Origin of the sequence: Micromonospora sp. CPCC 206171 (genome assembly GCF_036906755.1) — a bacterium.
GTDB classification, from domain to species: domain Bacteria; phylum Actinomycetota; class Actinomycetes; order Mycobacteriales; family Micromonosporaceae; genus Micromonospora; species Micromonospora purpureochromogenes.
In genome coordinates this window covers 1-17,518 of the sequence record NZ_JBAKHT010000042.1, presented here as the reverse complement: position 1 = coordinate 17,518, position 17,518 = coordinate 1, and the positions used below count along the sequence as shown (strand labels likewise).

Genomic DNA, 17,518 nt, shown 5'->3' with positions numbered 1-17,518 from the left:
CCACCCCGGGAGCGCCGGTGGCTCAGGCGCCGATCGCGTGGTAGCCGCCGTCGACGTGGACGATCTCGCCGGTGGTGGCCGGGAACCAGTCGGACAGCAGCGCCAGGCAGGCCCGGGCGGCCGGCTCCTGGTCGGTGAGGCTCCAGCCGAGCGGGGCGCGTTCGGTCCAGGCGTCCTCGAACTGGTCGAAGCCGGGGATCGACTTGGCGGCGATGGTGCGCAGCGGGCCGGCGGCGACCAGGTTGCTGCGGATGCCCTGCTTGCCCAGGTGCAGCGCGAGGTAGCGGGAGGCGGACTCCAGGCCGGCCTTGGCCACGCCCATCCAGTCGTAGACCGGCCACGCCTTGGTGGCGTCGAAGGTGAGCCCGACCACGGCGCCGCCGGACGACATCAGCGGCAGCGCCGCCATGGCCAGCGACTTGTACGAGTACGTGGAGACCTGGAGGGCGGTGGCCACGTCCTCCCACGGGGCGTCGAGGAAGCCGCCGCCGAGGCAGCTCTGCGGGGCGAACCCGATCGAGTGCACCACCCCGTCCAGGCCGTCGACGTGCTCGCGCACCTTGTCGGCCAGGCCGGCCAGGTGCTCCGGGTTCGTCACGTCCAGCTCGATCACCGGGGCCGGCTCGGGCAGCCGCTTGGCGATCCGCTCGACCAGGGAGAGCCGGCCGTAGCCGGTGAGCACGACCTGCGCGCCGTTCTCCTGGGCGAGCTTCGCCACCGAGAAGGCGATCGAGGCGTCGGTGATGACACCGGTGACCAGCAGCCGCTTACCGGCGAGCAGTCCGGACATTGCAGTTTCCTCCATCGTCGTGCTCAGTGGCCCATGCCGAGGCCGCCGTCGACCGGGATGACGGCGCCGGAGATGTAGCCGGCCGCGTCCGAGGCCAGCCAGGTGACCACGCCCGCGACCTCGTCCGGCTCGGCGAACCGGCCGGCCGGGATGGCCTTGCGGTACTCGGCGCGACGCTCGTCGGGCAGCTTGGCGGTCATGTCGGTGTCGATGAAGCCGGGGGCGACCACATTGGCGGTGATGTTGCGGCTGCCCAGCTCGCGGGTGATCGAGCGGGCCACGCCCACCAGGCCGGCCTTGCTGGCCGCGTAGTTGACCTGGCCGACGCCGCCGTAGAGGCCGACCACCGAGGAGATGAAGATCATCCGACCCCACTTCGCCCGGAGCATCTTCGTCGACGCCCGCTTGGCGCAGCGGAAGGTACCGGTGAGGTTGGTGTCCAGCACGCCGGTGAACTGCTCCTCGGACATCCGCATCAGCAGCGTGTCGTCGGTGATGCCGGCGTTGGCGACCAGCACCTCGACCGGCCCCAGCTCCGCCTCGATGGCGGTGAAGGCCGCGTCCACCGACGCGGCGTCGGTGACGTCACACCGGACGCCGAAGAGCCCGGCCGGGGCGTCGCCGCTGCGGTGGGTCACCGCCACCCGGTCGCCCTGCTTGGCGAACGCCTGCGCGATGGCCAGGCCGATCCCCCGGTTACCGCCGGTCACCAGCACGGTACGGGCCACGGGTCCCCCTCTGCTCAGCTGATCTCTGCGTCGGTCGGAGCCTAGGCGTTACCGACAGGTAAGCGCTAACGCCCGGACCGCCCGGGACCCTGCCCGAGGGGTCCGGACGCCCTGCCCGGCCCCTCCTCATCGACCCTTCGGCCGGGTCGGTCCGGACGCTCGGCCGGGTGCGCGGCGGCAGCGTCCCCGTTGTACGATGATCGGCGTTTGCGGGTCGGCGTCCGGCCCGCGTTCCGGGCCCCGCCGACCGCAGGAGGTGATCGCTGTGCGAGATAGCGATCCTCCCAGTCGTGGCCGGGCCCTCCGTCAGCCCCGCTGAGCCACGACTCAGTCGGTAGAGCTGACCCAGCTCCCGCTCCCCGCACCGCCCGCCTCGGCCACCGCCGAGGTGGCCGGCCCGCGCCGTCCCACTCGAGGGACGGCCCACGGTGGAGCCGCCCGGTCACGACTTCGTGTGCGCGTCCTGCTCAACCCCTGCGGTCCGCCCCCGCACGTGCGGACCGTCCAGCCGCCACCCGGAGCCGTCCATGAGCCGTTACGTCGCCCCGCTGGGCTTCACCCTCGCCGCCGTCTGGGTGGCCGTCGTCTTCGTCCTGGCCGGCGGCGGTCACTGACCACCGCCGGCCGTACGGCCACCCGTCCCGCCCGCTCGCACCCCGGACGGGTCTCAGAGCATCCGGGACGACCAGAGCAGGCTCAGCCCGCCGGCGCAGAGCGCGAGCAGCAGGGCCACCCCCGCGTACCAGTGGGTGATCTCGCGCGGCTCGGTGCGGAACCCGATCGAGCTGCCCATGTCCTGGTAGACCTGCTTCAGCTCGGAGACCGAGGCCGCCTCGTAGAAGTAGCCCTCGGTGGTCTCGGCCAGCTGCGCCAGCGCCAGCCGGTCCACCGGCACCCGCTGCGGCTGGCCGTTGATGTCGACCTGCCCCGAGTCGGTGCCGAAGGCAATGGTGGAGACCGGCACGTTGGCCGCCTGCGCCGCCGCCGCGGCCTCCTCCACCGACCGGCCCGACGTGCGGAAGCCGTCGGAGAGCAACACGATCCGGGCCGGCGGAATGCCGGCCGTGCCGTCGGCCGGGACCGCGCGGATCGCCTCCAGGCAGGTGAAGACCGCCTCGCCGGTGGCGGTCGCCTCGGCCAGGGTCAGCCCGTCGATCGCCGCCGTCACCGCCTCCCGGTCCTTGCTGGGGGCGACCAGCACGTTCGCCGACTTGGCGAAGGAGACCAGCCCGAGGTTGTAACTCTCCGGCAGCTCGCCGACGAACTGCTTCGCCGCCTCCTGCGCGGCCTCCAACCGGTTCGGCGCCACGTCGTCGGCCTGCATCGACAGTGAGACGTCGATCGCCAGCATGACGGTGGCCCGCTCCAGGGGCTCCCGGGTGTCCACCGCCGGGCGGGCCATCCCCGCGGCCAGCGCCACCAGGGCGAGCAGGAACGCGGTGGCCGCGGCGTGCCGCCGCCAGCCCAGGCCCTTCGGCGCCAGCGTCCGCAACAGGTCCACGTTGGTGAACCGCATCGCGTACGCCCGGCGGTGGTTCTGCCGCCAGACGTAGAGCGCGGCGAGGGCCAGCACCGGCAGCAGAGCCAGCAGCCACCACGGTTGCAGAAAACGGATCATCGCGTCGTCCCCCGGGTGCGGGCGTGCCGCTGCGCGGCCACGAATCGCACCATGTCCAGCAGCCAGTCTCGATCGGTACGCAGGCGCAGGTGCCCGGCGCCGGCGGCGCGCAGCTCGGTGGCGATCGCCGCGCGCTGGGCGGCCGCCGCCTCGGCGTACCGCTGGCGCAGCCGGGGATCGGCGGTCTGCACCTCGTGCAGCTCCCCGGTCTCCGGGTCGACCACCGGCAGCACCCCCACGTCCGGCAGCTCCAACTCGCGCGGGTCGACCACCTCGATCGCCAGCACGTCGTGCCGGACCCGCAGCTTACGCAGCGGCCGGCCCCACTGCTGCGGCGGCGCGAGGAAGTCCGAGATCACCACCGCCAGGCCCCGCCGCCGTGGCGGGCGGTTGAGCAGGTCGATCAGGGCGCCCAGGTCGCTGCGCCCGGGTCGGACCGGGGTGTGCGCGACGGCCCGCAGCAACGCGTGCGCCTCCCGGCGACCCGAGCGGGCCGGCACCCGGGTGAGCACGCCCGGCCCGCCCGGCGGCGGCGGGGCGGCCCGCCAACGGCCGGCGGGCGCCACGGTCTCCGCGCCGGTGCCGATCACCGCGCCGATCCGGTTGCCGCCGCGCACCGTCAGGTGGGTCAGGGCGGCGGTCGCGGCGATCACCACCTCCCGCTTGAGCCAGCGCCCGGTGCCGAAGTCGAGGCTCGCCGACAGGTCCACCGCGAGCCAGGTCTCCAGCTCCCGGTCGGCCACCGTCCGCCGTACGTGCGGCATCGTCGTCCGGGCGGTGACCGGCCAGTCCATCCGGCGTACGTCGTCGCCCGGCCGGTACTCCCGCGACTCCCCCGCCTCGCTGCCCGGGCCGGGCAGCAGTCCGGCGTAGTCGCCCTGGAGCAGGCCGTCGAGCTTGCGGGTGACCAGCAGCTGCAACCGGGACAGCACCGCCTCGGTCCGCTCGCCGCCGGCGTCGGGCGGGCGCACGGGTGAGGTCACGGCCGCTGCCCGGGCCAGCCGGCGCCGGGGGGCGCGCTGACCGGCGGCACCGGGCTCGCCTGCTGGCGGGGCGCCACCGAGGGCAGCGGGATCGTCGACATGACCCGGTGCACCACGTGGTCGGCGGGCACGTCGTCGGCGAGCGCGTCGTAGCTGAGCACCAGCCGGTGCCGGAGGATGTCCGGCGCGATGTCCTGCACGTCCTGGGGCAGCGCGTAGTCCCGGCCGCGCAGCAGGGCCATCGCCCGGGTGGCCCGGACCAGCCCGAGCGAGGCGCGCGGGCTGGCGCCGTACTGGATGAGCCGGGCGACGTCCGGCATGCCGTGCTCGGCCGGGGTACGGGTGGCCAGCACCAGCCGGACCGCGTAGTCGACCAGCGCGTTGTGCACGAAGACCTGGTCGGCCTTCTGCTGCAGGGCGATCAGGTCGTCGGTGGTGAAGACCTGCGCCGGCTCCGGTGGGGCGACGCCCATCCGGTAGACGATCTCGCGCTCCTCGGCGTCGGTCGGGTAGCCGACCACGATCTTCATCAGGAACCGGTCCCGCTGCGCCTCCGGCAGCGGGTAGACGCCCTCCTGCTCGATCGGGTTCTGGGTGGCCATCACCAGGAACGGGTTCGGCACCCGGTGGGTTTCGCCGCCGATGGAGACCTGCCGCTCGCTCATCACCTCCAGCAGCGCGGACTGCACCTTCGCCGGAGCCCGGTTGATCTCGTCGGCGAGGAGGAAGTTCACGAAGACCGGACCCAGCTCCACATCGAACTTCTCGCTGGACTGCCGGTAGATCCGGGTGCCCATGATGTCGGCGGGGACCAGGTCCGGGGTGAACTGCACCCGGGCGAAGTCGCCGCCGACGACCTTGGCCAGGGTCTCCACCGCCAGCGTCTTGGCCACCCCGGGTACGCCCTCCAGCAGGCAGTGGCCGCGGGCGAGGAGCGCGACGAACATCCGCTCCACCATCCGGTCCTGGCCGACGATGACCCGTTTGATCTCGAACAGCGCCCGTTCCAGGAGGCTGGCATCCTCCGCCGGCGTGCTCACCGGTGTGCTCACCGGCGTGGGCGTCTCGGGGGCCGACCCGTTCGGGGTCGGGGCGTCGGGCGTGGTCGGCTGGGCCACCGGTCCTCCAGCATGATCGGTCGTCGCGGCGTGGTGCGTGTCAAGACTCCCATGCCTGGCTGAGAGCCGATGGAGGGAGAAGCCGATTTCCGCCGCGCCGTCCCGTTCGCCGAATCGCTGAACGAGGGTGGACACACAGGGGTCCGGCGCGTGTACGATTCACCCCGTCGCCGGGCGGCTCCCCCCGTGGTCGCCCGGCGCTCAAACTTCCGGCACCCCGGCCTAGACTGCCCCGGGTGACCGACTCCAGCACCGCCGACGAGGCACCGAACTGTTCGGCCCGTGGCTGCCGCGCTCCCGCCGTCTGGGCGCTGCGCTGGAACAATCCCCGCCTGCACGACCCGGAGCGGCGCAAGACCTGGCTGGCCTGCCCGCAGCACCGGACGTCGCTCGGCGACTTCCTCGACGCGCGCGGCTTCCTGCGCGAGGTCGCACCACTGCCGGGATCGCATACGCTCGAACGGTGAGCGCGCAGAGCGGATCTTCCCGGTGACCGGCGCCGAGCCACCTCAGCGTCCGGTCAGCGCCCTGGAACCCTGGCCGGACACCGTCCGGTGGCAGCGGATCTCCGGCGACCTGATCTGGGTGGAACTGCTCCGGCTCGCGATGCTGCTGGCCGTGCTGCTGGCCGGTCTCGGCCTCGGCTGGGCGCTCAGCGGTCACTGGGCCTTCGGCATCGCCTTCGGGCTGGTGCTGCTGCTCGGCGCCTGGCGGGCGGTGGCGATCGTCCGGGCCGTCCGCGCCTGGGGCTACGCCGAGCGCGAGAACGACCTGCTGGTCCGGCACGGGCTGCTGGTCCGGCGGCTCTCCATCGTGCCGTACTCGCGGATGCAGTTCGTCGACGTCAGCGCCGGGCCGCTGGAGCGGGCGTTCCGCCTGGCCACCGTGCAGCTGCACACCGCCGCCGCGGCCAGTGACGCCCGGGTGCCCGGCCTGCGGCCGGAGGAGGCGGCCCGGCTGCGTGACCGGCTCACCGCGCTGGGCGAAGACCGCGCGGAGGGGCTGTGAACGACGGGCCGCGCGGGCCGGAACCGGCCCGGCCCGACACCGGCCCCGCTCCGGCCCCGTCGGAGCCGCTGGCACCGGCCGCCCCATCCGGACCCGAGCCGGTCTCCGGCCCACCCGGATACGGCCCCGTCTCCGGCCCACCGGCACACAACCCGCCATCCGGTCCACCGGTCCACGGCGCGGTCTCCGGCCCACCGGCGCACAGCCCGACGTCCGGCCCGCCGGTCCACGGCCCTACGTCCGGCCGACAGGAGCACGGTCCGACATCGGGTCACCCCGAATACGGCTCCACCGTCGGCCAACCGGCGCCCGGCCCACCGCCCGCGCCGCCCGGATACGGCCCACCGCCCGCGCCGCCCGGATACGGCCCACCGCCCGGACACGGTCCCGTGCCCGGGGGCCGCGGGACCGTGCCCGGCGCACCGCCCCACGCCCCCACCGCCGGGTACGCCCCCACACCCGGCCCGGCCGGGGAGGAGCCGCGGCAACGGCTGCACCCGCTCAGCCCGGTGCTGCACGGGGCGAAGTCGCTGGTCGTGGTGATCGCGGGCCTGTCCTGGTCGACCCTGTCCCGGGTGGGCTTCGGCGTGTTCGCCGTGATGGTGGTGGTACTCGCTCTGGGCGCGACCGTGCTGGCGGTGATCAGCTGGTGGAACACCGGCTACCACATCGTCGGGCGGGAGCTACGGGTGCACGAGGGGCTGCTCTGGCGGCGTACCCGGGCGATCCCGCTGGAACGGTTGCAGGCGGTGGAGGTGGTGCGTCCCCTGCTCGCCCAGCTCACCGGCCTGGCCGAGCTGCGGCTGGAGGTGGTGGGCGGCGGCAAGACCGAGGCCCCGCTGGCCTATCTGAGCGTCGCCGAAGCGGAGGCGTTGCGGCAGCGGTTGCTCGCCGTGGCGGGTCGAACCGCCGGCGGGGAGGTCGCGCCGGCCGTCGAACGGACCGGGGTGCCGCCGGAGCCGGCCGGCCGGCCGCTGCACGCCGTCCGCAACACCGACCTGCTGGTCAGCCAGCTGCTCACCCCGCAGGCGTTCCTGCTCCCGTTCGGCCTGGCGTTCGTGGCGGGCCAGTTCCTCTCCGCGGGCTCCTGGTCGTTCATCGCGGTGGCCAGCACGCTGACCGCGATGGCCGGTGTGATCCTGCAACCGGCCCGCCGGGTGCTCGACGACTGGAGCTTCCGGCTGGACCGGGAGGAGGACCACCTGCGCGTCCGCAACGGCCTGCTGGAGACCCGGGTACAGACCGTGCCGCTGGACCGGGTGCAGACGGTCGGGGTGACCTGGCCGCTGCTCTGGCGAATGAAGGGCTGGCTGCGGCTGCGGCTGGAGGTGGCCGGCTACTCCGGTGGCGAGCAGGACGACCGGAACCGGCCGGACCGGCTGCTGCCCGTCGGCGACCTGCGTACCGGCGAGGAGATCGTCGCCGAGGTGCTGCCCGGGGTGCGGCTGACCGCCCTGCCGCTGACGCCCCCGCCGGCCCGGGCCCGCTGGCTACGGCCGCTCAGCGTGCGGGTGCTCGGCGCCGGGCTGGGCGAGCGCGTCTTCGCCGTCCGCTCCGGGCTGCTGACCCGGCAGCTGGCGATCGTGCCGTACGCCCGGATCCAGAGCGTGCGCGTGGTGCAGGGGCCGGCGCAGCGGCGGCTGCGGCTGGCGACGGTGCACGCCGACACCGCGGGCGGGTCGGGCGCCGCGGCGCACGACCGGGATCTGGCCGAGGCGTGGGCGCTCGCCGCCGAGCTGATCGCCCGGGCGCACGCCGCCCGGCGCCCCCGCTGACCATCCGGCCAGTGGCGCGGCGCGTTCGCGCCGACGATCCGACGAGCGGCGCGGCGCGTCCCCGCTGGCCCGGCGAGTGGCGCGGCGCGTCCCCGCTGGCCCGGCGAGTGGCGCATCGCGCCCGCTGACGGCGCGGCGAGTGGCGCGGCGGGTTCGCCGACGGTTCAGCGGGCGGCGCGCTGCTCCGCCGGCTGCCCGGCCGGCGCGCCAGCCGGGCCAGCGCCAGCCGGCTCAGCGACGACCGGCTCAGCGACGGCCGACTCGACGGCGACCGGCTCGGTAGCGACGGGCTCGGCCGTGGCCGGGGAGACTGCCGCCGGGGAGGCCGTGGTCGGCGGGGCCGCCAGCGGGCGGCGGGCCCGGTGGGCCGCCCACCAGCGCTCGGCGAGCCCGACCACCAGGAAGGTCATCCCCACGTACGCCCAGCCGACCAGCACGTCGATCACGTAGTGCTCGCCGCAGTAGACCAGGGTGAAGGTCATCGCCAGCGGGTACGCCAGCAGCAGCGGCCACCACCGCTTCCGGGTCGCCCGGAGGAAGAACAGCACGACGAACAGGGCGAACGCGGTGTGCAGCGACGGCATCGCGGCGACCGGGTTGCTGGCGATCTGCCCGGCGTTGAGCAGGTTGCCGGCGCCGTGCATGCCGAACGCCTTCCAGCCCCGGGTGGAGATCCGGGCGACCTCGGTGAGCAGGCCGTTCTGCGCCGCCCACCAGGGCGGGGCGGCCGGGTAGAGGAAGTAGGTGACCAGGCCGGTGGCGCAGAGGAACCCCCAGCGCCGCATGAACGCCGCCCACCGGCCCCGGTCGCGCAACCAGAGCACCGCGGCGGCGGCCAGCGCCACCACGAAGTGGGAGAAGTAGACCCAGCTGGCCAGGACGTCCCACCACTGCACGTCGGGCCGGTAGAGGTGCTCCTGGAGCCAGACCGTCGGCACCTCGCCGCCGGTGGCCCAGCCGAACATCACCCGGTCGGCGATGATCAACTCGTAGGCGTGCGGGGTCGCCCCGTTGTCGGCGAAGCCCCGGGAGAGGTTGTACGCGGCCAGCAGCAGCACCACCGGCACCCAGTCCCGGGCGAAGTGCAGGTGGCTGCGCCACGGGCGGGACGAGTTCCAGGCGATCGTCGCCGCCCAGATCCAGACGAACGCGTACGCCGGGTCGGTCGGCAGGCCGATGGCCAGCCAGGCGACGACGAAGGCGGCGCCCCAGACCGCCATCGCGATCACGCGGCGACGCCCGCCGTCGGCGGACGCGGTCGGTCCGGTGGGGGCGGGGGGCTGGGGGTCAGTCACGACGGCCATCGCGGTCAAGGTTAACGGCGGCTGACGGGGACCACCGGGCCGGCTGCCTCCCCCGGCCCGGCCCGGCCACCGCGGGCCGCCCGGCGACGGGTGGTCCGGTTCGCCGTCGTCGTGGCCGGGGCCGCCGTCGAACACCTACGCTGAGCCCATGCAAGAGCAGTCGGACACCCCCTTCCCGACCGGGCTGACCGCCCGGGTGGAGCTGACCGTCACCGACGCCGACACCGCGCAGGCGGTGGGCTCCGGCGACGTGCCGGTGCTCGGCACGCCCCGGTTGCTCGCGCTGGCCGAGGCGGCCACCGTCGCGGCCACCGCCACCCACCTGCCCGCCGGCTCGACGACCGTGGGCAGCCGGGTGGAGCTGGAGCACCGCGCGGCGACGCCGGTCGGGCGGACGGTGGTGGCGCAGGCCCGGCTCGCCGAGGTCGCCGGGCGGCGGCTGGTGTTCGAGGTCACGGTCACCGACGGTGGCGAGACGGTGGCCGAGGGCCGGGTGGAGCGGGCGCTGGTCGACCGGCAGCGCTTCGTGGCGCGTGCGGCGCGGGTGTCATGACCCTCCGGTTCGTGGAGGTCGCCGACCGGGTCCACGTGCTGCGCGAGCCGCTGCTCGACGTCAACGTCACCCTGGTCGTCGGGGACGGGGAGGCGTTGCTGGTGGACAGCCTCTCCACCGCCGGGCAGGCCGCCGAGCTGGCCGCGGCGGCCCGGGCGGTCACCGGCCATCCGTGGACGCTGGTCAACACCCACCACCACTACGACCACTGCTTCGGCAACGCCACCCTCGCCGCCGACCCACCCCGCCCGGTGTACGCGCACGAGCTGGCCGCCGCCGCGCTGCGCGAGCGGCCGGACGCGCTGCGCCGGGAGGCGTACGAGGAGCTGCGGGGCGAGCGGCCGGAGTTCGCCGCCGAGGTGGCCGGGACGGAGCTGCTCGCCCCGACGCACACCGTGCTCACCGAGGCGGTGCTCGACGTCGGGGGCCGCCGGGTGGTGCTGCGTCACCCGGGGCGCGGGCACACCGACGCCGACCTGGTGGTGCACGTGCCCGACGCCGACGTGCTGGTCGCCGGGGACCTGGTGGAGCAGAGCGGGCCGCCCGCCTTCGAGGACTCGTACCCGTTGCAGTGGCCGGACGCGGTGGCCGAGCTGCTGCGGCTCACCACGCCCGCGACGGTGGTCGTGCCCGGGCACGGCGATCCGGTCGACGCCGAGTTCGTCCGGGCCCAGCACCGCCAGCTGGTCGACCTGGCCTGGCTGATCCGCGCCGCCCACACCGGCAGTGCCCCGCCCGAGCGGGTCGCCGCCGAGGCGCCCTTCGGCGCCCGACCCGCCCTGATCGCCGCCCGCCGCGGGTACGCCGAACTCAACGGCTCCCCCTGACACCCGGCCGTCCCGGATCGGGGCGGCCCATCGCCGAGTGGCGGTCGGTCCGCGGCGCGGAGGGTCGCGAGGAGTCGGCACCGTCGCGGCCGCACCGGCGGCGATCGGCGGCGGGCCGTCCAGGGCCGGAACGGCGGCGCGGACGGCGGGTCGGGGGCGGCCAGGCCGGCTCAGTCGACGAAGCGGGCCAGCACCTCGGCGCGGGTGGGCATCGCCACCGCCCCGCCGGGCGACTCGCAGACCAGGCCGGCGACCCGCAGCGCGAACGCCACCCGCTGGTGCCAGTCGGTCGGCTCGGCCGGCTCCCCGTCGACCAGCAGGTCGGCGATGAGCGCGGCCATCACCGAGTCGCCCGCGCCGGTGGCGTCGACCGCGCGCACCTTCGGCGCGGGCACGCGTACCGGATCGGGGCCGGCCGCGACGATCGCGCCGGCCGCGCCGAGGGTGACCACGACGGTGCCCGCCCCCAGTTCGCGCAGGTACGCCGCGACCCCCTCGACCGGCTCGCGCGGGTAGAGCAGCTGGGCGTCGGCCTCGCTCAGCTTGACCAGGTGCGCCCCGGCGGCGAACTCCGCGACCACCTCCCGCAGCCCGTCCAGCGTCGACGGCCCGTCCAGCAGCCGGGGCCGCACGTTGGGGTCGAACACCCGCAGGCCGGTGGCGAGCGACCAGGCCCGCCGCGCGGCGGCGAGCACCGGCGGGCAGAGCAGCACGATCGACCCGCAGTAGAGCACGTCGGCGCCCTCGATCAGGGCCAGGTCCAGGTTGTCGGCGGTGAGCAGGCCGTACGAGGGCGGCTCGCCGTAGAAGCGGAAGTCGGGCTCGGCGCCGGCGTGCGTGGTGACCGCGAGGGTGGTGGGCACCCCGACGGCGACCGCGCCGGCCAGCCCGACGCCGGCGTCGGCGAGGAAGGCGCGGATCCGGCCGGCCAGCACGTCGTCGCCGAACGACCCGACGAACTCGGCCACGCCGCCGAGCCGGGACACCCCGACGGCGACATTGAGCGGGCCACCACCGATCTCCTGCCGGAAGACCGGCCGGCCCTCGCACTCGGCGTCGAGCAGGTCGACCAGCGCCTCACCGAGCACCACCGCGTATCCCACGTCGCCTCCCAGCGTCCGTCGCTTCGTACCAGGCTGGCACAGTGCCCGCCACGGCGGGCGCGAAGCCCCGTCTCGGCGTATCGAGCAACGACTATTGCGCCGGGTCGCCGGGGCGTGGTGGGATGACGCGTGCCGGACCGGTGCGGGGGCTGCCGCACCACCGGCGCCGAGCTGGAGCCGACGCGAGGGCACCGGTCCGCGGGACGCGGACCGAGGGCGGTGCGCGGCCATCCGGCCCTCCCCGACTCCCGGGCCGCCGGCCGTGGCGCCGCGATCGTCGCATCCGCTCGTCACAGCGGGGCCGGCCGTCGCGCCGCCCCGCGGGTCAGGAGAAACTCGTGATCCGTTCCCGTACGGCCGCCCTGCTCACCGCGGCCGCCACCCTCGCCCTGGGCGCCGTCGCCCTGACCTCCGGTCCAGATCCGGCCGCCGCGCACGGCGCGGCGATGACTCCGGGCAGCCGGACCTACCTGTGCTGGAGGGACGGCCTCAGCCCGACCGGCGAGATCAGGCCGGTCAACCCGGCCTGCTCGGCGGCGGTCGCGCAGAGCGGCGCCAACTCCCTCTACAACTGGTTCAGCGTGCTCCGCTCGGACGCCGGCGGCCGGACCGTCGGCTTCATTCCCGACGGCAAGCTGTGCAGCGGCGGCAACCCCGGTTTCGCCGGGTACGACCTGGCCCGCACCGACTGGCCGGTGACCCACCTGACCGCCGGGGCGCGGCTGGACTTCCGCTACAGCAACTGGGCCCACCACCCGGGCACGTTCTACTTCCACGTCACGAAGGACAGCTGGAGCCCGACCCGGCCGCTGGCCTGGACCGACCTGGAGGAGCAGCCCTTCCTGACGGTGACCAACCCGCCGCAGCGCGGCGCGGTCGGCACCAACGACGGGCACTACTACTTCAGCGGCAACCTGCCGTCCGGCAAGAGCGGCCGGCACATCGTCTACTCCCGCTGGGTCCGCTCGGACAGTCAGGAGAACTTCTTCGGCTGCTCGGACGTCACCTTCGACGGGGGCAACGGTGAGGTGACCGGGGTCGGTTCCGGCGGCGGCACGACACCTCCGCCGAGCCCCACCACGCCGCCGCCGGGCGGCGACTGCATGGCGGTCTACAAGGTGCTCAACTCCTGGCCCGGCGGCTTCCAGGGCGAGGTCATGATCATGAATCACAGCGCCCGGACGTACGGCGGCTGGGTGGCCAGCTGGACGTGGCCCAGCGGTCAGTCGATCAGCAGCCTCTGGAACGGCACGGTGAGCTCCTCCGGATCGGCGGTGACGGTCGCCAACGCGGCCTGGAACGGCACGATCGCCCCCGAGGGCACCACCACGTTCGGCTTCACCGCGACCACCACCGGCACCAACACCCTGCCCACCGTCACCTGCTCCGGCCGCTGACCTCCCGCCCACCGACGGGCCGCTGAGACGATCAAGAGGTTTGCGTCGCCGGAGCGGACTCCGGTCGACGCAAACCTCTTGATCAACGGCGGTGGCGCGCGCGGGGCGCGCCGGGCCCGGCCGTCAGCGGACCATGGAGCCGACCACGGGCTTGGTGAGCAGGGCGGACTGGTTGCGCTGGATGCCGGGGTCGAGGGTCTTGGCCACGAAGATGGCGTGCCAGATGCAGAAGATCAGCACGGTCCACACCTTGCGGGAGTGGTCCGCCTCCTCCCGCTTGTGCTCGTCCAGCAGCCGCATCGCGTACGACAGGTCGATCAGGTCGCCCGCGCCGGAGGTGGCCAGCACGTGCCGGGCCCACTCGTACATCTCGCCGCGCAGCCAGACCCGGGTCGGGGTCGGGAAGCCCAGCTTCTTGCGGTTGACGATGGCCGGCGGCACCACGCCCTGCAACGCCTGGCGCATGGCGTACTTGGTGGCGTCCGAGCGCGGCGGGAGCTTCAGGTCGACCGGGATGCCGGCGGCCACGTCGAAGACCGCCCGGTCGAGGAAGGGCACCCGCACCTCCAGCGAGTGGGCCATCGAGATCCGGTCGGCCTTGACCAGGATGTCGCCGCGCAGCCAGGTGTAGAGGTCGACGTACTGCATCTTGGTGACGTCGTCGAGCTCGGTGCACTCCGCGTAGATCGGTGCGGTCACGTCGGTGTAGCGGACCGAGGGGTCGTAGCGGCGCAGCAGGTGCTGCTTCTCCTCCTCCGTGAACATCCGGGCGTTGCCGTAGTAGCGCTGCTCGATCGGGGTGGTGCCGCGCTCCAGGAAGCTCTTGCCCTTGACCCCCTGCGGGATCGCCTTGGAGACCGCGCGCAGGCCCTTCTGCACCCCGCCCGGCAGGCCGTTGACCGCGCCGAGGGAGAGCGGCTCCCGGTAGATCGTGTACCCGCCGAAGAACTCGTCCGCGCCCTCGCCGGAAAGGACCACCGTGACGTGCTCGGCGGCCTTCTTGGCCACGAAGTAGAGCGGCACCAGCGCCGGGTCGGCCACCGGGTCGTCCAGGTGCCAGACGATCTTCGGCAGGGCGTCGATCATGTCCTGCGGCCCGATCTTGGTCGGGATGGTGGTCACGTCGAGGTGCCGGGCCGACTCCTGGGCCACGTCGATCTCGGAGTAGCCGGGCACGTCGTACCCGACGGTGAAGGTGAGGATGTTCGGGTTGAACTCCCGGGCCAGGGCCACCACCGCGGTCGAGTCGATCCCGCTGGACAGGAACGAGCCGACCGGCACGTCCGAGCGCATGTGCATCCGGACGCTCTCCCGCAGGGTCTCCCGGATCTCGTGGTAGAGCCGCTGCTCGTCGGCGACCGGGGCGGGGTGGAACACCGGCCGGTACCACCGGCGCACGTCGATGCGCCCGCCCGGGGTCCAGGTCAGGTACTCGCCCGAGCCGATCCGCCGGATCCCCTTGTGCAGGGTGCCGGGCTCCGGCACGTACTGGAGGGTCAGGTAGTGGCTCAGGTTGGCCGTGTCGATGCCGGCGTCGCCCTCGTAGTTCGACTGCGCGAAGGGCAGCAGCGCCTTCTTCTCCGAGGCGAGGTAGAGCCCGTCGGCGGTCTCCAGGTAGTGCAGCGGCTTGATGCCGAAGTAGTCGCGGGCGCCGAAGGCCCGCCGCTCCTGCCGGTCCCAGATGACGAAGGCGAACATGCCGCGCAGCCGGGTGAGCACCTGCTCGCCCCAGTAGTGGTAGCCGGCGACGATCACCTCGCCGTCGCCGGCGGTGGCGAACTGGGCGCCGTAGGTGCGCACCAGCTCGTCGCGCAGCTCGATGTAGTTGTAGATCTCACCGTTGAAGGTGAGCAGGTAGCGGCCGTCGGCGTACGGCAGCGGTTCGTGGCTGGAGGCCACGTCGATGATCGCCAGGCGCTTGTGCGCGAACACCCCGTCCGCGTACCGGCCGGAGGCGTCCCCGACCACCTCGACACCGGTCTCGTCCGGGCCGCGGTGGTGCAGGCATTCCAACGCCCCGGCGATGTTGTCGCGGTGAGCGGCGGCGTCGCCGCGCGCACTGAAGAAGGCCAGGAGTCCGCACATGGTGGTCATCTTTCCACGCGCGTGAAGCGGCCGTCGCGGCACCGCAGGCTCTTCCGACCGGGACCGGGCAGGTACCGTCTGGACCAGCAACGAGGCGAAGGGAGCGGACCATGACCGAGGACCGGACGAGCGGAAAGCCGGCGGACGGCACCGAATCGCACGACCCGGACTTCCCGCAGGCGTTCCTGGACTTCATGCGCCAGGGCTGGCGGGACACCACCCTGCCGGTCGGCCCGCGTCCCGAGGTGCCCAACCACGCCAAGCGCCGGGCCGCGCTCTCGGCGGCCTTCCCGGGCGAGACGCTGGTCATCCCGACCGGCGGCGAGAAGGTACGCGCCAACGACACCGACCACCCGTTCCGGCCGGGCAGCGACTTCGTCTATCTGACCGGCGACCACGACCCGGACAGCGTGCTCGTGCTGCGTCCGAACGGCTCCGGGCACGACGCCACCCTGTACATGCGTCCCCGGTCCTCCCGGAAGACCGACGAGTTCTTCCGCAGCCGGCACGGCGAGCTGTGGGTCGGCCGGCGGCACACCCTGGCGGAGAAGTCGACCGAGCTGGGCCTGCCGACCGAGGACCTCACCGAGCTGGACGCGGCGCTGGCCGGGCTGGCGCCGGGGCGTACCCGGGTGTTGCGCGGTTTCGACGCCCGGGTGGACGCGGCCGTGCGGCCCTGGGACGGCCCCCGCGCCGACGGCCAGCCGGCCCGCGACCGCGAGCTGGCCATCGCGATCTCCGAGCTGAAGCTGGTCAAGGACGAGTGGGAGATCGCCCAGCTCCAGGACGCCGTCGACGCGACCGTACGCGGCTTCGAGGACGTGGCCCGGGGGCTGCCGGCCGACCGCGGGGTCTCCGAGCGGCTGCTGGAGGGCATCTTCGCGCTGCGCGCCCGGCACGACGGCAACGACGTCGGGTACGGCTCGATCGTCGGTGCCGGCGAGCACGCCACGATCCTGCACTGGGTGCACAACCACGGCGCCACCCGCCCGGGTGAGCTGCTGCTGATGGACATGGGCGTGGAGAACCGCAACCTCTACACCGCGGACGTCACCCGGGTGCTGCCGGTCGACGGCCGGTTCACCCCGTTGCAGCGCCAGGTCTACGACGCGGTGTACGCCGCCCAGCAGGCCGGCATCGACATCATCAAGCCCGGAGTGGCGTTCCGGGAGGTCCACCTGACCGCGATGCGGGTCCTCGCCGAGGCGCTCAAGGACCTCGGCCTGCTCCCGGTGAGCGTGGACGAGGCGATGGACCCGGCGTCGACGGTCTACCGCCGGTGGACGCTGCACGGCACCAGCCACATGCTCGGCATCGACGTGCACGACTGCGCCAACGCGCGCAAGGAGCACTACCGCGACGGCCCGCTCGGCGAGGGCTACGTGCTGACCGTCGAGCCGGGGCTGTACTTCCAGCCCGAGGACGAGCTGGTCCCCGAGGAGCTGCGCGGCATCGGCGTGCGCGTCGAGGACGACATCCTGGTCACCGCGACCGGCGCGGTGAACCTCTCGGCCGGCCTGCCCCGCCGCTCGGACGAGGTGGAGACCTGGCTGGCCGAGCAGCGCGAGGCGGGTCCGCGCCTGCCCGGCTGACCCGGTACGACCCCCGGCGGGCCCCGCCGCCGGTGTCTGCGACGTTTCCGTCGTCGCGGCACCGGTGGCGGGGCCCGCCGCTGTTTGCGCTGCTCACCACCTTCTTCACGACCTGCGCCCCGCTGCGCCCGCCCGCCCGACGTGAGGGAAATGCGGGGTTTTTTCAGATACGTCCGCGTCGCGAGGATCCTTCTCATACGGTGTGGATAACAGGCTGCAACCCATTTGTAGCTGCTCGTGCCGCTCAGGTGGTACGAGCCCGTCTGGTAGCAGGAAAGGGCGGAAGGCTCTGATGTCCAACGACCTAACGACTCCCGACGGCGGGGCCCCTTCGGCCCTGTCGTCGACTAGGCGACGCAAGCTGTGGGTCGCCACCGGCGTGGCCGGCCTGACCGGCGTCGTCGGCCTGGCGGCACTGGGCGGGCTGGCGGCCCGCAACGACAACTCCGACGACCCGCAGCGGGCCAGCGACTCGCAGGCGGCGCCGAAGCAGAACGTCAGCGATGCGGGCCCGGACTCCGACAAGCGCGACGACAAGGGCAAGGGACACGACGACCGGGCCGGTAGCGACCGCGACCGGGACAAGGACCGGGATCGTGACGAGCACGGGCGGGTGCGGGAGGTGCCGTGTGACGAC

15 protein-coding genes and 1 pseudogene are annotated in these 17,518 nt (G+C 73.9%); 8 read left to right on the top strand and 8 right to left on the bottom strand.

Translation table 11 applies throughout. The features are described from left to right. Window positions 1-22 precede the first annotated feature (22 nt). The 5 genes from fabI to V6U89_RS28625 all read right to left on the bottom strand — a co-directional run bounded on the left by fabI (window position 23) and on the right by V6U89_RS28625 (window position 5,237). Window positions 23-790 carry an enoyl-ACP reductase FabI gene (gene fabI / locus V6U89_RS28645; protein ID WP_154936082.1) on the bottom strand — a complete coding sequence of 256 codons (768 nt, stop codon included), beginning with the start codon at window positions 788-790 and terminating at the stop codon, window positions 23-25. Window positions 791-813: 23 nt separating this feature from the next. Further along, window positions 814-1,518: a beta-ketoacyl-ACP reductase gene (locus V6U89_RS28640; protein ID WP_334575983.1), complete on the bottom strand. Its 705-nt coding sequence runs from the start codon at window positions 1,516-1,518 to the stop codon at window positions 814-816. Between the two features lie 667 nt (window positions 1,519-2,185). After that, complete coding sequence (locus V6U89_RS28635; protein WP_334575981.1) at window positions 2,186-3,136, bottom strand: VWA domain-containing protein; 951 nt, start codon at window positions 3,134-3,136, stop codon at window positions 2,186-2,188. After that, on the bottom strand, window positions 3,133-4,137 hold the full coding sequence (locus V6U89_RS28630) for a DUF58 domain-containing protein (RefSeq protein WP_334576043.1): 1,005 nt from the start codon (window positions 4,135-4,137) through the stop codon (window positions 3,133-3,135). Before V6U89_RS28630 ends, V6U89_RS28635 begins: the two co-directional genes overlap by 4 nt. Then, entirely contained in the window at window positions 4,116-5,237 is a 1,122-nt protein-coding gene (locus tag V6U89_RS28625; protein ID WP_334575979.1) for an AAA family ATPase, read from the bottom strand. The genes V6U89_RS28630 and V6U89_RS28625 overlap by 22 nt, the downstream gene beginning before the upstream one ends. A gap of 236 nt (window positions 5,238-5,473) precedes the next feature. Here V6U89_RS28625 and V6U89_RS28620 point away from each other — a divergent pair, with 236 nt between their 5' ends. The 3 genes from V6U89_RS28620 to V6U89_RS28610 all read left to right on the top strand — a co-directional run bounded on the left by V6U89_RS28620 (window position 5,474) and on the right by V6U89_RS28610 (window position 8,020). Beyond that, a complete protein-coding gene (locus V6U89_RS28620; protein ID WP_334575977.1) occupies window positions 5,474-5,704 on the top strand; it encodes a hypothetical protein in 231 nt (76 codons plus the stop codon). Between the two features lie 22 nt (window positions 5,705-5,726). Then, the gene (locus V6U89_RS28615) at window positions 5,727-6,245 is read left to right on the top strand and encodes a PH domain-containing protein (protein ID WP_334575975.1); all 519 of its coding nucleotides are present in this window, start codon (window positions 5,727-5,729) and stop codon (window positions 6,243-6,245) included. Between the two features lie 410 nt (window positions 6,246-6,655). Continuing rightward, a complete protein-coding gene (locus V6U89_RS28610; RefSeq protein ID WP_442933999.1) occupies window positions 6,656-8,020 on the top strand; it encodes a PH domain-containing protein in 1,365 nt (454 codons plus the stop codon). A gap of 164 nt (window positions 8,021-8,184) precedes the next feature. Here V6U89_RS28610 and V6U89_RS28605 read toward each other — a convergent pair whose 3' ends face one another. After that, entirely contained in the window at window positions 8,185-9,324 is a 1,140-nt protein-coding gene (locus tag V6U89_RS28605) for a phosphatase PAP2 family protein (protein ID WP_334575973.1), read from the bottom strand. A gap of 148 nt (window positions 9,325-9,472) precedes the next feature. Between V6U89_RS28605 and V6U89_RS28600 the strand changes: the two genes are divergently transcribed. Both V6U89_RS28600 and V6U89_RS28595 read left to right on the top strand, forming a co-directional pair. After that, on the top strand, window positions 9,473-9,877 hold the full coding sequence (locus V6U89_RS28600) for a thioesterase family protein (protein WP_154936076.1): 405 nt from the start codon (window positions 9,473-9,475) through the stop codon (window positions 9,875-9,877). Further along, window positions 9,874-10,704, top strand: a complete 831-nt coding sequence (locus tag V6U89_RS28595) for an MBL fold metallo-hydrolase (RefSeq protein ID WP_334575971.1) — start codon at window positions 9,874-9,876, stop codon at window positions 10,702-10,704. Before V6U89_RS28600 ends, V6U89_RS28595 begins: the two co-directional genes overlap by 4 nt. Window positions 10,705-10,874: 170 nt before the next feature. Here the strand turns inward: V6U89_RS28595 and V6U89_RS28590 are convergent, their stop codons facing one another. Continuing rightward, window positions 10,875-11,807, bottom strand: a complete 933-nt coding sequence (locus V6U89_RS28590) for a PfkB family carbohydrate kinase (protein ID WP_334575969.1) — start codon at window positions 11,805-11,807, stop codon at window positions 10,875-10,877. 338 nt (window positions 11,808-12,145) lie between these two features. Between V6U89_RS28590 and V6U89_RS28585 the strand changes: the two genes are divergently transcribed. Further along, entirely contained in the window at window positions 12,146-13,204 is a 1,059-nt protein-coding gene (locus tag V6U89_RS28585; protein WP_334575967.1) for a lytic polysaccharide monooxygenase auxiliary activity family 9 protein, read from the top strand. A gap of 123 nt (window positions 13,205-13,327) precedes the next feature. On the opposite strand, the gene asnB is transcribed toward V6U89_RS28585, so the two are convergent. Continuing rightward, window positions 13,328-15,289: an asparagine synthase (glutamine-hydrolyzing) gene (gene asnB, locus V6U89_RS28580; protein ID WP_334576036.1), complete on the bottom strand. Its 1,962-nt coding sequence runs from the start codon at window positions 15,287-15,289 to the stop codon at window positions 13,328-13,330. 110 nt (window positions 15,290-15,399) lie between these two features. On the opposite strand from asnB, the gene V6U89_RS28575 reads away from it, so the two are divergent. Further along, on the top strand, window positions 15,400-16,881 hold the full coding sequence (locus V6U89_RS28575) for an aminopeptidase P family protein (RefSeq protein ID WP_334575965.1): 1,482 nt from the start codon (window positions 15,400-15,402) through the stop codon (window positions 16,879-16,881). A 292-nt stretch (window positions 16,882-17,173) separates the two neighbouring features. Further along, a pseudogene (locus V6U89_RS28570) lies at window positions 17,174-17,518 on the top strand (hypothetical protein); the annotation flags it as partial.